The 15,850-nt window shown below is 61.1% G+C and carries 9 protein-coding genes; 6 read left to right on the top strand and 3 right to left on the bottom strand.

The genetic code is table 11. From position 1 onward, the window contains the following. The first annotated feature begins 612 nt into the window (after positions 1-612). Together ABZ911_RS41680 and ABZ911_RS41685 are read left to right on the top strand one after the other, a co-directional pair. The gene (locus ABZ911_RS41680; protein ID WP_358069747.1) at positions 613-3,234 is read left to right on the top strand and encodes a tetratricopeptide repeat protein; all 2,622 of its coding nucleotides are present in this window, start codon (positions 613-615) and stop codon (positions 3,232-3,234) included. A gap of 700 nt (positions 3,235-3,934) precedes the next feature. Beyond that, on the top strand, positions 3,935-4,537 hold the full coding sequence (locus tag ABZ911_RS41685; RefSeq protein ID WP_358069750.1) for a hypothetical protein: 603 nt from the start codon (positions 3,935-3,937) through the stop codon (positions 4,535-4,537). A gap of 484 nt (positions 4,538-5,021) precedes the next feature. Here ABZ911_RS41685 and ABZ911_RS41690 read toward each other — a convergent pair whose 3' ends face one another. After that, on the bottom strand, positions 5,022-6,287 hold the full coding sequence (locus ABZ911_RS41690; protein ID WP_358069753.1) for a hypothetical protein: 1,266 nt from the start codon (positions 6,285-6,287) through the stop codon (positions 5,022-5,024). Positions 6,288-6,646: 359 nt separating this feature from the next. Between ABZ911_RS41690 and ABZ911_RS41695 the strand changes: the two genes are divergently transcribed. From ABZ911_RS41695 to ABZ911_RS41705, 3 genes are all read left to right on the top strand, one after another. Then, positions 6,647-7,822 (top strand): HEPN-associated N-terminal domain-containing protein, encoded by a 1,176-nt coding sequence (locus ABZ911_RS41695; protein ID WP_358069756.1) that lies wholly within the window; start codon positions 6,647-6,649, stop codon positions 7,820-7,822. 1,740 nt (positions 7,823-9,562) lie between these two features. After that, complete coding sequence (locus tag ABZ911_RS41700; protein WP_358069759.1) at positions 9,563-9,709, top strand: hypothetical protein; 147 nt, start codon at positions 9,563-9,565, stop codon at positions 9,707-9,709. Between the two features lie 577 nt (positions 9,710-10,286). Continuing rightward, a complete protein-coding gene (locus tag ABZ911_RS41705) occupies positions 10,287-12,188 on the top strand; it encodes a hypothetical protein (protein WP_358069762.1) in 1,902 nt (633 codons plus the stop codon). Between the two features lie 467 nt (positions 12,189-12,655). Here ABZ911_RS41705 and ABZ911_RS41710 read toward each other — a convergent pair whose 3' ends face one another. Continuing rightward, entirely contained in the window at positions 12,656-13,546 is an 891-nt protein-coding gene (locus tag ABZ911_RS41710; protein ID WP_358069765.1) for a tyrosine-type recombinase/integrase, read from the bottom strand. Between the two features lie 611 nt (positions 13,547-14,157). On the opposite strand from ABZ911_RS41710, the gene ABZ911_RS41715 reads away from it, so the two are divergent. Further along, entirely contained in the window at positions 14,158-14,514 is a 357-nt protein-coding gene (locus tag ABZ911_RS41715; protein ID WP_358069768.1) for a hypothetical protein, read from the top strand. A gap of 786 nt (positions 14,515-15,300) precedes the next feature. On the opposite strand, the gene ABZ911_RS41720 is transcribed toward ABZ911_RS41715, so the two are convergent. Next, on the bottom strand, positions 15,301-15,582 hold the full coding sequence (locus ABZ911_RS41720) for a hypothetical protein (protein ID WP_358069771.1): 282 nt from the start codon (positions 15,580-15,582) through the stop codon (positions 15,301-15,303). Positions 15,583-15,850: the final 268 nt, after the last annotated feature.

The following is a 15,850-nucleotide window of genomic DNA, read 5'->3' on the forward strand; positions in this document are numbered from 1 at the left end:
CCGTCTACCAGGAGCTCTGCTACGTCATGAGGGGAAAGCCGGACCCGCGATCATGTTGTGACCAGCCATCCGCCACCAGGGATGGAAAAGGCTCAAGGTCTTGAGGGGCGATCGCGTCGAACTGCTTTTCGACGATCAGGGTTCCTAGGAGAGATGTCCTCGGCTGGCCATAGTTTCCGCGGAATATCGCGCGATTCTGCGGCCAGCTGCTCGGGTCCTCCGTTGTTGACTCTGGCCTGCGACAACATGCCCGGTGTAGGAGTTCTGCGGACTGTGCGGATTCTGTCGGCGCACCGCCCACGATCCGCTGTTCGAAGGGCAACGGCTTGTCTCCGTTAGAGCGGCGCCAGTGAAGCGACGGTTAGCTGGATGAGAACTGTCTCTACGTACTCAAGGCGCGTCGCCTACGGCTCCCCGCTGGCGTCGAGTGGTCGCGGGGCCGCGCTGCGGCTCTCCGGCCGGTCGCGGCCCCGCACCACTCGCGCATGTACGCCTTCTGCGCTGCACTGCACGTGATAAAGATGAGGAACGCCATCCAAGCGTCCGCTGAGGCGGACTCCGTCCCCTCAGCTTGGTATGTCACGTTCATGCAGCCGAGACCCGAGGAGCGACATGCGATCCTTCGCAAGAGTGGTGCGCAAGGTCGCATCCTGGGCTGGCCAGCATTTGCTTTTATGGTTCCTTATTGCAGGTCTCGTGAATATAGCCGCCATCGCTCTAACTACAACTCTCATGCAATTGCCAGGGCAGCAAGAGACCGTAATCACGACACTACTCTTAGTGCTAATCGTGTCCCTCGTGCTCTCAATCGCGCTCCCTATTGGAGGATACGCAGCGGAGAGGCGCTTTGCGATACGAGCGGCCGAAATTGCACGCGGGCCCCTGCTAATTATTGGCACCCCGCACAACTTGCCGAAACTTTCCGAGCTATCGAACGAAGAGTTAGGTGTCACTGCAACAAAATATAGCATGATGGGCAGGGCGCCATACATTGGTCGATTGAGCGATGATTCTGCAGTAAGAGACTTGATTTCAAGCGATGGAGCACCCTATCCCTTCGTAGTGCTCTGGGGGCTAAGTAAAGCGGGTAAAACGCGTACTGCAGTAGAGGCGGTCCGAGCAACTCTTGAACCCAATACCAAGGTATTGAGGCCCATCAGTGGTGGAGCCTTAGTTGAGCTGTTGCAAGATCCTCTTATCGTGAAGTCTAGGGAAGATTCGCTTCTTATCTGGTTGGATGACGCAGCGGTCAGTGATTTTGATGCACTGACTTCCAGTGCGCTCGATAGGATCGCTGATATAGGCATGCTCTTCGTCACTATGACAGCAAGGCGTTACGCTGATTTAGCGACATCCATGGAAGCTATCAGTTCGATCGGTCGGTTAGCGTTACTGCGTGCGAGCACGTATGAGCTCCAATTCCGTCAACCAACCGCAGAAGAAAGACGGCTTGCGGCAACTTTATATCCAGAAGAAGAATTTGCGAGCAGCATCGCTGAGACGCTTGTAGGTGGTGCGGAACTTATAGCCAAATACAGAGCATCAGCAGATCTAAATCCCGCGGGTTGCGCACTCGTAAGAGCAGCGGTTGACGCCAGACGGATTGGTCTTATGCTGCCCCTGGCCGAAGATAGGCTTCACGCTTTGTTCAAATTGTACCTGCCAAAGATAAGGGCAGGACTGGAGCCAACTCAACAATTATTTCGCGAAGCTCTGACCTGGGCATCAAATCCGGTGTCTTCCCAGGTTGCAATTCTTAGCGCGCAAGATGTGCCTGGAGGGCGGCGGGGATGGACTCTGCTGGATCACATAGTTTCCGCCGATGAGGGTAGAGATGGTTATCCGGAACGCGAAATAGTGGATGAAGTATGGACTGCTGCCATCGAGGGCTCCTCACCTGAAGAGGCCCTGCAGATAGGAACCACCGCATTTGAGCGGGACCTAGATGTCCATGCGGCTATGGGATTGCAGGCTGCTGCATCCTCTAAAAATCCGCGTGTGGCTGCCGTCGCACTATTCAATCTTGGGATGGTGAACTATAGAAACGAAGAATATGAAAACGCCGAGCTGGCGTATCGGCTTGCAATTGACTACGAACACGAAGATGTTAGCCCGCTTGCTTGTGCGAATATAGGCGTCGTCTTGGCCAAAACTGCACGTATAGAGGAGTCCATTCAGTATGATCAGCGGGCGATCGACTCTGGACATCGGGACGCTCGGCCTCTCGGTGCATACAATCTAGCCCAACACTATGCTTCAATAAGTGACCATGACGCTGCCATAGCTTGCTACGGCATTATCATCGAAGAACGCTACTCTGCCTACCTTCCCGCCGCATATCTAAACACAGGAATGGCCTACTCTCAAAAGGGGGATCTTTGTGAGGCTGCGCGCTTTTATCGGCTTGCCTTCGTCTGCCAAGACAGGCCAATTTCGGCTCAAGCGGCCGTGAACCTCGGCATCATCTATCAAGAGCTAGAAGACTACACCTCGGCTGCACGCTTTTATCGGACTGCGCTTGAATCTGAGCAGGAAGAGTATGTTGCTCGAGCTGCGCGAGGCCTTGTAAGGATGTGGACTAGTTTAGGCAACGCTGAAGAAGCTCGTAAAGCTTACCAACGCGCAATGACGCAAAATCATGCGGAGCACTCCGTCGTAGCAGCATTCGACTATGGCGTCTTCTTGGTTGACATCAAGGCTTCAGAGTGTGAGATCACGGAGGCTCTTGATTACGTAATTCAGAATGGAGACTCCAGCTCCGTCGTGCACGGAGCTATGGTGCTCGGTCGATATTTCACCGTCTCCAAAAAATGGGAGCTTGCTGTCGATTACTACCTAACCGCGCTTGACTCAAACCAAGGGGATCTGCGGCCAAGTCTTATGGGATCTTTGGGTGAGTGTCTAGTTTTCCTAGGGCGATACAGTGAAGCGATCGACGCATTTCGTGGCTCTTTTGCCGACGGGCATGTGGAGCGCGCTTCCATTGCTTGCAATAAGCTCGGCGATCTCTTGGCAGAGCACGGTGAAGGAGATCTCGCGAAAGCCGCTTACCGTCTCGCATTTGAGGCGCAGCACGATGAGTACTCGCCGCGAGCTGCACTAGGATTGGCATTATGCTGTATCAACGAAGGCGACGCGGAAAGCGGCATGGCTATGCTCAAATATGCATTGGAGTCGCAACGAGAGCCCTATGCGAGCATGGCGCAGGAAATGATCGACGACTTCTTCGAATAGATCAATAACACCTCTACGAGTTCCTTTTGAATGGAAATTGGCGCGTGGCGTTGGGCTGCTTAGGATAGCGGTGCGTGGTCCTGGAGTGAAACTTATAATCTGTACGATTCAGCAACGCGTCCATACGTGAAATGGAGTCTCGCGTGAGCTTGTGCCCCATGGTGAAGTGGTCAGTCACGGTTGTTGCAATCGCTGAGTCCGGTCCTCACCGTAAGGGGCTCGGGCGATCGGCTGGCGCGACCCTCCTTCGTCGAGCCTCGCTACCGGGCGGCGTGGGTTGATGACAGCGATGACGGCGACGTAGGCCTCCACGAGCGCACGCTGGGCGCTACACACGATCGCTATCCTTGACGAGGAAGGTTTGCGCCAGGCCAGTTGGTCCGTCTGAGAAGTGAAAGGTCAGGCTGCCGCGGGGCTTCCGTTCCTCGGGCCTGGCGGCCCTGCGGTACGGGTCCCCTTGCCACCGGATGAGCGGGCTGGTCACTTGCAGTGGATGGAGCCGTTTAGCAGTGGAGTACAGCAAACACTGACGCATAAGAGCAGGCACTATCAGCCAGCATCTGCAGTGCTGTTACTCCGATGCCGTCCAGAAGAACGCAGCGAGATGTCACCGACATCCGATTGGATGAGGCTCATGACTGCTCACGATGTGGCGCCTCTGCTTCCCGAGATTGCGCAGCTCCGTGATCTGTGCCGGTCCATGGCGGTGCTGGAGGCCATCCTGAGCCCGGAATGGTCCAGCCGCTACCACTCCTACGACGCAGGCTGGGGCCCTGGGGAGGAGATGGCCTCGATGCGCGACGGCTCGGGTGACGAATACTCGATCGTCTTCTCTGCGGCGGGAGCGTACGTCCGCGGCTTCGCCCACGAGGCGGAGATGAGCCCGTACGGCAACGACGGGCCGTGGTCGGGGGTGCTCGACTCCGTCCCTGAGGTGTTCCGCCCGTGTGTCCGGGAGCCTGCGTTCTGCGACGAGGACGGCATGCCGGTCGTGACCGCCTGCCTGTGGCGCGCGACCGGTGATGACCGCTGGCGGGTGGGTGAGATCGACTACCCGGACGGCGTGAGCGATCCCGATGGGGCGGCGTATCTGTTCGCGCGGCTCGTCGATCCGTCCCCGGAGGCGTTCCGGCGGTTCGCGGAGGACTACTACGAGGTCCCTGTGGATCTCGATGCGGTGCGGGACGTCTATGCCCTTCGGCCGCTGACACAGACGGTGGTCACTGCGCTGAACGCTGACCTTTCCCTTGAGGACCTCGCCGACGACCTCGCGGCAGCCCGATATCCGTCCGTTGCCGGCTGAGAAGCCAGGGAGGCCAGCACGACTCTGCTCCTGCGCAAGCTGGGGGCAGCAGCGCTGAGGCGCGTCGGCAGCGTGCTGTACAGCAGCGCGTACAGGAACACCGCCTCACGCGATCGCATGGCTTCGAACTCTGTCCACCGCCTCAGCAGGGCAGCAGCGCACGAACACGGCACCTGCCCTTCCCTACGGATCAAAAGACAACTGGCGCGCTAGGAATCACCGGCGCTGTCGGCAGGCCCCTGGGAATCCATGAGGAGGTGGACGGAGGGCGATCATCGTAGTATCCGACACTCCAGTCCATCGGCCTCCATCCTCGTCGCCGTAGCACGGCGGCGATCTCGGCAGCAGCTTCTTCCAGCTCTGGCCGCAGGTCAGACTCGAGGTCATCGGGGTCTGTGTAAATGTCGTCCAGGTCCGGCGCGGAGAAGGCGACCCAAAAGAGTGCATGTCCAAACACGTTCAGCACCCCTCTCTGCAAGACCGGCTAGTCATTCGGGTTGGGAACACCGACAAACGTGCCGCCGGCGCGGTAGACGAGGGCTATGCCTAGGTCGTACAGGAGCGCCTTGATGTCGTCGTGTGGTTCTTCGGGGAGAAGCACGGCTAGGGCGGGGTTGGAGGGAATCACGTGGCGCCGATAGTCCATGAGTTGTCCGATTGCCATGCGGACTGCGTTGCGTCCTATGTTGCCTTTAAGCTCGTAAAGGATGTGGGCTGTCGTGTCGTACAAATCGGTCAGCATCGGCGAGGCCAGGCCCTTCACCTTGAGCTCGAACCGCATTAGCTCGTGGCCCCGAGATTGCATGAAGGCACGGAACTCCGCGTCTAGCCCGGCTTCTCGCCGCTGGAATTCGAGCTCAGGAACAGCAGAACGGGATCCTTGCGTCTTCGTATTGTTCTCCGGATCGATGAGTGAGCTTGTGGTGACGTCCACGGGGACGAGCACCGCCTGGGTCTCTCCGGCCGGCGGGATGCTATATGCGTTCTGGTGCTCGAACGGGCCAGTTGGGCGAAGCCGGAACACAATGACTTTGCGCATGACGTTGGCCTTGTTGGCTCTCCATCGCACATCGAACGGTCGCTGCTCATCGAGCTTGAACCGACCCACGTAGCGATGGAGGACGGTGTCTGAATTGGGCGCTGTCCCCGCAGCCTTGAACATGCGTAGAGCTCGTCCCTGGAGTGCATGATCACGGATAGCCTTGTTCCCGGCACCCTCGAACGTCTGGTCGTTGAGCCCATGCCCGGTGTACTCAAACAACCGGCCGTTGTCATCATCAGGAACCCATCCGTCGATGTAACCGAGCTCTTCGCCAACCTTCGGATCGGAGTAGATCAGCACAGTGGGAGTGGCCGTCGAGGGCACGATTCCACCTTGGGGGCCACCCCCGAAGATCTCCGCTAGCTCTGCGCGTGTCTTGATCTCGCCGGGCTGCAGACCCTCATCTAGCAGGGACTGCACAGTCTCGCCAGCGGCGGGATCACGTACGTCTACCACGTCGAAGCCCAGCCTACGAAGCCGTGGCGCCGCGGCAGCTTCGCCCCCCGAGAAACCATGCACCTTCCCCGTGGCACTTAGGTGGGCAGCCTTCAAGATCGCCTTGGAGTCGAAGAAGGCACCCTCGTGAATGAGAAAGAAGTACCGCGCGTTCCCGGACTTGTGGTCGGCGAGAAACTTCCGGCGCCCCACGTTCCTATAGATCTCGATCGCCTGGAGAACGCCTTCGCGGGTGACCTCAGCCAACGTCATGGGCGGGAGCATACGGGGAGCTGCCGACAGTTTGCGGAGCCACTGCCTTGTACAGCGACGATGTGCAGCCGCCGTATGCGACACTCTGGCGAATACCCGACAATTGAATCTTCTTCCTGTCCTGCGTTCTGAAGAGCGGGTGACGTGATGAGGCGGCGCTTCTGCTCTTGTCTGCCCACTCAGTCCAGCCCGAGCCCAGTGTTCTCCCTGGTCAAACAGATAGACGAACGGTTCGAGTCTTCCTCGGGCACATTCCTGCCAGCGATGCTCCTCGCGCATCTTCAGAGCGACGCGACGGCTATCTTCAAGGGAAGCTGTCCATCGCTGTTGGAGGGGTCATGGGGCGGGCGAGCGAGCGCATGTTGGAGATCGAGGGTCGGGGCTTCGGGGAGACGGGCGAGCGAGCTGTCTGTCTCGAGTGCGTACTCGACCGAGGACTCCGGGAGCAGGTCGCCGGGCTACTGTCCGAGTCTCTCTGTACCTTCTGCGGCAGGGAGTCGGCTGACCAGCATTCGGTCGCGGTGGACTTCGAAGACTTCATGCCATTCGTGATGGACGCGATCAGGTTCTTCTACGAGCGCTCATTAAACAGCCTGTTCTGGGACGACGACTTTACACCACGCTGCGACTCCCAAGAGGTTGCCCGCAATATATGTGAGGGGGCAGTTGCCGATGACGTAATGGAGGCGATCACCGAGGTTATATCCGATGACGAGTGGAACGAAGATCCCGGTGTTCTGCGGCCCGACATAGCGCTACGCGGTGCATGGGAGGCTTTCCAGGAAAAGGTTAAACACGAAACCAGGTTTGTCTTTCTCTCGATCCCTGAGGAGAGGTCGGATCATCCGGATGAGTTCACCACCACCGAGATACTCGAGAAGCTAATGGAGATCATTTATGCTCGAGGCGCGCTGGTGGTGCTACCCGTGGGGCATGTCTTCTACCGCGGCCGCCTGATCGACAATCCTGATGACCACGACCAATACAGTGCAGAGAATCTGGGATCACCACCGTCAAAGAAGGCGTCGGCAAGCCGGATGAGTCCCGCGGGTATTTCCATGTTCTATGGGTGCGACGACGTCGAGACTGTTGTGGCAGAGATTGGTGCGCACAGTACCAGCCGGTTTGCGGTGATCGGAGAGTTCGAGACAACCAGGCCGTTGCGAATGGTTAATCTTGCGGATTTGCCTCCCGCGCTAGGCATATTCAGTCCAGAAGGGCGCGCGGAGTACTTTGGCACGGTGTTCCTGAATTCATTCGCTGAGGATCTGAGCGCCCCGATCTCTATCGACGGGGGCGAGCACATTGACTACGTGCCCACCCAGGTCGTTACCGAGTACATGCGGTGGCTTCCCGGTCTCTCGCTCGACGGTCTGCTGTTCAAGAGCGCGCAGAACGGGGGTAGGTCCTCCGTCGTCTTCTGTGGGCCCGACGCTTGCGCCGATAGTGGGCGGGAAAACGAGAAGACCGTCTTGCGGCTCCGAGAGGGGTCGGTAAGGGCGGTCCGCGTGATGTCTGTCCCAGTCACACTTTGAGCGTTCACGTCATCGGCTCCGGTGATGCTCATTGGGACACCACGACGATCGGTCTCTGGATGCGGGACATGTTCGGGATGGTGTTGTGGATCACGAGGGTATCGAGTGGCGTTTGCGCAGCTCACAACCCGTTAACCAGCCGTACAACCCCTGCTCTCCTAATGCGGGCGTCGTTTGTATGGCTTTGAAGTGGCGGGCCGTGACGATCGCAGACTTCGGTCCCCGCCGTGTATCAGGCGATCGCCGGCAAGGCCCCTCCTTCGGCTCGCCGACCGGTGCGAGCCAGTACCAAGCACCGTCCACGCGCGGACACGGGCGTTCGTCTCTCATCAAGAAATGTGACCAACGTCACATGTTGCGAAAATGTCGGTCACCTAACGAAATCGACGAATATTAGTGCGAATTTTTCACCAGGAAATATGGAATCCGCACTCTCAATTTTCGATTACTCAGTGTAGTGATCTATGGGGTGGGGCGTAGATCTCGCAGGTTATCGAGGGATTATCCGGCATCTCGATTGTGCTTCATGTGCAGAGGGTGACGCTATGCTCGTCAACGCACAGAGCCGCCCGCTGCGGGATCTTCCGGAACGCGCAGCGGGCGGCCCACTTGGAGCACCGGAATCCACAACAAGGAGATGCCCCATGAGAAGAGTATCCTCCGATGCCAGCAATTTGTTAATGCCAGCCCTCGTGGCTGTTCTCGCTACCGCCTTAGTCATAGCAGGCCGCGGCGCAGAGGTCGCAGTAGTGGTCGGCGCCATGATGGCTCCTCTCACTCTGAGGAGCGGGAGGCAACCAGCAAGGTCGAGGCGACAGAGCCAAGAAGACGCCTCCGAATAGAGCAAGAAGCGTAGAGGGGAAGCCCTGGAGCGCTAGCACCTCAGGCCCGGGGTGCTCGGGTTTTGCGAGGTAGGCGCTCCAGGGTCGACGTGGCGGGTCTTGCTAACACGATTGCTAACAGCAGATTTGGACGATCGTGGACGCCCAAGGATGGGCTCGCGTGTGAGAGCCATATCTGAGCTGGGAAGACACAGCACCGTGGACGGCTGTGGACAGGTGGTAGGTCCCTTGTAGACAGCAGGTCAGTGGGGAGATGAGGGCGCGGGATATGACGACAACATCGGGCACCGCACGCTCACGGCGACGACCGTTCATCACCTTCTGACCAGGGCACACGGTAGCCGGGCAGGGTGATCGTTCCGCCTGAAAAGTGGAAGGTCAGCCTGCCGCGGGGCTTCCACTCCTCGGGCCTGACGGCCTGTGCTTAAGTCGGCCGCGGCCAGGCAACGAAGAGGGCTCGGGAAGGTCATTGTGGGATCGGACGGGCACTGGGGAGTTGTGTCGCGATAAGTCCAGACCGGCCACGAGCTAGAAGCCCTCTCAGGCAAGGTTCGCCGGCCCGGCGGCCAATTCGCGGCCAACTGCAAGACGTACCAGGAGAACACGCAGGTCAGGGTGTTTCTGTGATGGGTCTGTAAAACCGTCGGCTCAGCCTACGCAGGTTCAAGTCCTGCACCTGCCACAGCAGCAAGAATAGGCCCTTCACCAGCGCTAACGCGGTGAGGGGCCTCTCTCGTTCGGTCCGGTTGTCAACGGCTGGTACCGGCGGTCTACGGTTGATCGTTCCCAATGTGTTCCCGCGGGATCATGGGCGTGTGGCGCTCCAGATGCGGCGCATGGCTTCCTTGCCCTGGCCGTGGATGCACTCGGCGTAGACGCGTAGAAGGACATCCACGCTGTGTTCTGCCTACTCGGCGACCACTTCGTGTTCGATCACGCCAAGTGGGTGTTCTACGCCGCCTCCTGCTACACCTGGCTCTCCGGGATCTGCGGCCACGGACGCGGCTGCACCGACACCACGCGCTCCAGTTCTACGGCCGGGTGAGGGGAAACCGGCCGCAGAAGGCATCATCGCGACAGATGGGTAGAAGATCACGGATCTCGATGTGTGTCCTCGAATTAGCCACCAAGGTCCTTCTGGTGGGTCATGTCGACGATCTGCCCACGCGGCATCGACACCGTCCACGTTGACTCGCAGATTGCCGGCAACGGCTAAGACGTAGCCGATCCGGCGCTCGTACAGCAAGGCGCTCAGGCGGGGTCTCGTTTCGAGAAACTGCAGGTTTCCTGAGAATCTCAGGACACCGTCCACGTTGAGATCAAATCCAGCGGGCATCACCACGTTCCGTAACACCCCGGCCGACCCGCCGCAGCGACGAAATCCGAGGTCGCTCGCCGTTTCCTCCACTGTCGACAAGTTGTCAATTCGCCAAGCGATTACCCTCCGTCAAACTTGACGTCAGGTCGTCCCGCATGGCTTGATCTTGTGTCTCTCGCACTGGTGATCGATCAAAGGAAGAATCGTGCCGTCACTCGGACCACTCAACCGCGATACATCATCCACCAGCACCCCAGCCGCCCGATTAACTCGCCGACTGCTGACCTGCGCCGCTGCCGTCGTCATGGCGGCCGGCCTGTTTGTCGCCCAGGTCCCCTCCGCCACGGCCGCCGACTCCTTGACCGACCTCGGTGTGCACCCCAGCACCAGCGGCGTTGATGTGGCCACAGGCAATGACAAGGTCTTCGTCTCGGTCATCGATCGGATCGTCGTCGCGGACACTCAGGGCTCGCTCACCGGCGCAATCACCGGCCTTCCTGGGGTCAGGGGCCTTGTCACGACACCCGACGGCACCCGCTTGTACGCGGCACTGAGCGACTCGAACCAGGTCGCCGAGATCGACACCGGCTCCCTCACCGTCATCCGGCGGATCGACCTGGCGGCGTACTTGTGCCCCTCGACCTTGTCCCTGGCCGGCGGTCGGCTCTATGTCGGCTACGGTTGTAGTTTCCAGAACAATGGCGGTGTCGTCAGCTTCGACGTGTCGGCGACACAGCCGGTGCCTGCCCCGATCGTCGAGCGGCTGTTCAACACTCCTGTGGTGGCTGCTGCAGGGCAGACGCTGGTGGTCGGCATCACCGGGCTCTCTCCCGGCGAGCTCCGCATCTACGACATATCCGGTGCCGACGCCACCTTCCGTGGCGTCATCAGCGGTCACACGCACAGTCTCAGCAATTTGCAGGATATCTCCATCACCACAGACGGCTCGACGGTGTACTCGGCCTTCGGCGTTCCTGAGAGGTTCGACGCCTGGAACACGGCTGACATGACCCTTGTCCGGAGCTACGACGTGGATCCGACGTCCCTCGGCGGACCGCGAGCGGTCGCGGTCAGTCCTGATGGCGCCCATGTGGTGGGTGTGACGTCGTACAACATGATCGCCACTGTGTTCCATGCGGCCACAGGCGAAGAGAGGTTCACGTACAACAACCGCACCACCGAGATGTTCGCGGGGAGCCTGGTCTTCACTGGCAGGAACATCTTCGGCGTGGTGAGGGAATCATCCGGCAGGATTCACCTGTTGCGGCTGCCCGACGTCACCCTCGCGGCATCCACCCTGACCCTGACGGCTCCGGCCATGGGGACCATACTCCAACCGCTCACCTTGGAGGGCCGGCTCTCCTTCGCGGCCGGCTCGGCCCCCGGCGTGCGATCCGTGGTGGTGACCCGCCAGCTGCCGGACGGCACCCGCCAGACCCTCCCCGAGGTGACGACCGCTGCGGACGGCACCTTCAGCGTTACCGACACCCCACAGGTCAGCGGCACGATCAGGTACGACGCGCTCTGGGACGGCAGTTCGGATTTCCGGTGGAGCAGGGCTTCGGCGACCGTCGCCGTGGCCAAGGTCAAGTCCTCGTTCAGCTGGGCTCCGCCGCCCACGGTGACCGTATTCGAACCGCTCACCTGGGAGCTCCGACTTTCTCTCGCGGACGGCTCGGCCCCTGGCGCGCAACGTGTGACGGTGACCCGCCGGCTGGCGGACGGCACCATCGAGACCCTCCCCGAGGTGACGACCGCCGCGGACGGCGCCTTCACCATCACGGACACCCCACAGGTGGGCGGGATGATCTGGTACGAGGTGAGATGGGCCGGTGACTCCGTGTACGAGCCGGCCTTGAGCATGTACGGGACAACGGTGGCCAAGCTCCAGCCCGTGCTCACCCTTGCCGGGCCAGAGACAGAGGTCGCCGGCAGACGGATCGAGTTCAGCGGTGCACTGGACGCCGGCGGCCGACTTCCTTCATCGGGTGCTCAGCTCACGGTGCTCCGCGCCGTTACGACCCGCAACGGCACCGTCACGACCGCGCTGCCATCGGTGCCGCTGTCCAACGACGGGTCGTTCGGCTTCGCCGACACACCCGAAGCAGGCGGCGAGTACACCTACACCGTCAAGTGGGCCGGAGACGCCATCTTCATGCCCGCGGAGGACAGACACGTGGTCACGGTCCGAGGTCCACTCGGCTAGTACTTCGGTGAAAATTCGCGATCTTGAGGCTTGACCTAGCCTCGGGCTTTCACGTGGAATTTGTGCCGGGCTGATCGTTTACATGAGAAAAGTGCCTTTGAGCTGGGAGGATGGGGCTTGTCTAAGGTCCTGTCCACGCCCAGTTCAGAAGGCACTTTCCGAGTGAAGATTATCGCTTCTCGACGCGATTCGGCAGCTTGGGTTTGAGGCCGAGACCCGTGACGACCTGCGTCGAATCCCCGGTCGAGCGACGGAGCGAAACGGACACTCCGACAGACCCTGGGACGGTCACGAGCTGTATACCGTCGGCTCAGCCTACGCAGGTTCAAGTTCTGCGCCTGCCACAGCAGCAAGAATAGGCCCTTCACCAGCGCTAACGCGGTGAGGGGCCTCTCTCGTTTGATCCGGTTGTCCACGGGCGTTACCGGCGGTCTACGGTTGATCGTTCCCAATGTGTTCCCGCGGGATCATGGGCGTGTGGCGCTCCAGGTGCGGCGCATGGCTTCCTGGTCCTGGCCGTGAACACACTTGGTGTAGACGCGTAGGAGGACATCCACGCTGTGTCCCGCCCACTCGGCGACCTGGGGCGCTGGGACGCCGGCATTCAGCCATGTGGACACTGCGGCGTGGCGTAGTGCGTAGGGCACGTCCATGAGGGGCGACGCGGCTTCTTCGTCGGTGAATGCTTTGCCTCTCGCATCGTGGAAGACCTTGAGGTAGGCCCGGTCCGTCATGAGCCCGCCGCGAGGCCCCACGAACACACGGCCGTCCGCGCCGGTCCCGTGCTCCTCCAAGTGAGTACGGAGCAGTGTCACCAGCGTGGGATGGATGGGTACAGGGCGGGTGTTGCTTTCGGCGCGACGCTTGAGTCCACGGCGCTCGCGTGGAAGACCGTTGTTGGTCCAGCGGCTTCCCGACCTCGGCTCGGCATTGGTCAGGAGCATGACGCCCCACTCTTCCGGGGTTTCGGGAAGCGTGAGCGTCCTCACACGGAGATCTACGACCTCCTCTGGGCATAGCGCGGCGTAGTACATGCAGCCGAAGAATGCCTTCATTCTCTTGCCGCGCCCGCTGTGGGCTTCGACGGCTGAGAGGAAGCGCTGTGCCTGTTCGGTGTTGATGACCACCCGCGGATCCACGGTTGTGAGGGTGCGGGGGTTGGTCCACTTCACGGCCTTGAGCGGGTTGGCTGACAGGGCTCCGATCTCACAGGCGTATTCCATCGTGTTGTTCAGCACCATCCGCTTGCGGTTGGCCGTGTTCGCGGCGGCGGGCTTGCCGTCTTTCGTCTGGCTGATTCTGGCCAGGAGGCCGCGCGTGAGTGTGGTGCCTGTGCCGTCTGCGGCGAACGCGATCACTGGTGCTGTGTTGGCTTCCAACCATTTGAGGGCTTCGAGCAGGTCTGCCGGCGGCTCGTGTGCGTCCCGGACACGGTTGCTGTACGCCCAGCGCAGCGCGGCACGCCGCGTGCTTTTGCGGGAGTGGTGGACAGGGTCTAGACACACCTTGTGGACGGGGCGATCTTCGTCGTCGATGAGCAGGCACGGGCGGCGGCGGAAGCGGCAGGGGCGTTGCCGTCCTCCGCCCCAGGGCTTGCCATTTCAGTTGAGGGACACCGTTGCTGTTGTGTCCGGTGGTCGGTCGAGGTGGCTGCTGTGCTGATCGGTGTGTTGCGTGTCAGCCGGCTGGCCAGGACGTGACCTCGGTGGCTGTGCGTGGCGGTTTGCCACCGGGTTCGCCGACTGCCCCTCCCGGGCCATCGCGGCCCGATGGGGGTTCACGCGCGCCGCCGACTTCACCCGATCCTTCCCGTGCGGCGTACGGCATGCCGCCGAGCGACTACCGCCACAGCGCCCTTGGTACGCCTGCGCCTGGTGCATACAAAGACTGCGCTGAGTGCTAACGACCGCGGGGGACCGTCCATGGCAAGGTGCTGGAGACGAACCGTCCCCTCGAAGGAGACCTTTCTGTGCGGATCCACCGCCTCCACCAGGCTCTCACCGGCAAGGCCGCCCTGGTCCTGGCGCTCTCCACAACCCTGACCACGATCACGTTCAGCACGGCCGCCGACGCGGGCGTGCGCACCGCCACGATGGAACCCATCTGCATCCTCTCGCAGGAGGACGGCGGGCAGCGGGTCGGCCAGCGGTGTGCCAGAAACCTGGGCGGCGTGACGTTGCACCGGGTGCACGCGAAGTTCTGCAGCTCCGGCTTCAACTGCGAGTGGTACACCGGTAACTGGGCCCCGACGCCGAACGGCATCTCGTACGTCTCCGCCGTTGGCAAGTACTGGACGGGCGAGAGCTGGGGCGAGTACTACTCGTAGGCACCTCGGGGCGCCTGTCTGATCACCCGCCGCAGACCGTCGGGGACCGGTCGGCTAGCGTCATCAGTCCCTGTGCGAGTGCTGGTTGGTGGACCAGGGATCGGCTGGCCTGGCGAGATGCGCACCGAAGCGGGGTATCGGGGCTGGCGGGGCGTAGGCCGCGCCAACCTTTCCAAGGTCGCCCTGCCGGTGCGGGCTGGCACAGCCGGGGTAGCTGCACCAACCCCACGCGTTCGCCCAAATGGGCTCGTAGATCGCCCACGTTGTTGCCGTTGCGGGCTGTCCTTTGGGGCTTGGTGGCGGCTTTTCGCTGGCCCACGGGTCGTCGGCGGGTCTGCCTGCGTGGCGTTTCTAGGATGTGCACCTCGGTGACGTCCATGCATCGCGTCATGGTGACTCCGGGCACCTAACGTCCGGACGTCTAGAACGGCGCCGTGCACCCGGTGCGCTCACCAATGCGCCGTCCACACCGGAGGAGCAAGCACCGGCGGGTGGCGAAGCGCAGCGAGGGGCCGATCTCGTCAACGGTCATCTTGTAGACAGTGCGCTGGTCGCCTTCGCTGGTGTCGTAGGTGCGCATCTTGAGGCGTCCGGAGGTCGCCCGGAGAAGGACGTCAACGCCGTGTCCCGGGTGCCCGCCGGCGCCCCCGACTGAGGCACTCGGGCCGGAAGCGCGTGAAACCTAGCGCTAGGGAACGGGCACTCGTCCGCGTGCGAAAGCCCCGGTCATCTTGGGATGCCGGGGCTCGCGGTACAGGTGAGACCCTGAGGTCCGGGGAAGAGGGATCATTCGCGTTTGCGGATGCGGCGCCACCATCTCTTCCATGCGGGTTCGTCGTCTGTTCCGACAGGTTCCCCGCTGTCCTCCTCGTCGGAGGAATCCGAATCACGGTAGGTCAGCTCAAGTTCACCTAGGTATCTGCTCTTCCACCTCAGACTCTTCACCCGGTGTACGTCACCCTTGACCATCAGGGCAAGGACTCCTAGGAACACCACCGCGATTAGAGCTACTGGAGCGATGAGCCAGACGAAGAGGCTGCTGACCGTGTTACCGATCGCAGCCCACACCTGGAGCTAGCTGGCCTTAAGACGGTTCGGAGACATGGTCTCTCCCTTCGCCACGTAGATTTAGCCCGGTCACGACTACACGCACGCCAGCCTGGAGAGGGGCCGAGCAAGCCACACCCTAGGCAAAGGGCAGCGCGGTACCCAGCGAGGAAGAGCAAGGACCTTTTGTCAGCCTAGTACGGCAGCCGCCATTTGCTGGATGACCAGGCCAGATTCGCAGCAGGTCGATGTGATCCTGTGATCGGAATCCGATCCAACGAGAACAGCC

It is taken from the genome of Nonomuraea sp. NPDC046570, assembly GCF_040645915.1.
In the GTDB taxonomy this organism is placed as follows: Bacteria; Actinomycetota; Actinomycetes; order Streptosporangiales; family Streptosporangiaceae; genus Nonomuraea.

What these genes read in the sequence shown, in the direction of transcription:
- ABZ911_RS41680 (WP_358069747.1), top strand. Translation starts at nt 613, where the DNA reads ATGCGATCCTTCGCAAGAGTGGTGCGCAAGGTCGCATCCTGGGCTGGC.
- ABZ911_RS41685 (WP_358069750.1), top strand. Translation starts at nt 3,935, where the DNA reads ATGGCGGTGCTGGAGGCCATCCTGAGCCCGGAATGGTCCAGCCGCTAC.
- ABZ911_RS41690 (WP_358069753.1), bottom strand. Translation starts at nt 6,287, where the DNA reads ATGACGTTGGCTGAGGTCACCCGCGAAGGCGTTCTCCAGGCGATCGAG.
- ABZ911_RS41695 (WP_358069756.1), top strand. Translation starts at nt 6,647, where the DNA reads ATGTTGGAGATCGAGGGTCGGGGCTTCGGGGAGACGGGCGAGCGAGCT.
- ABZ911_RS41705 (WP_358069762.1), top strand. Translation starts at nt 10,287, where the DNA reads ATGGCGGCCGGCCTGTTTGTCGCCCAGGTCCCCTCCGCCACGGCCGCC.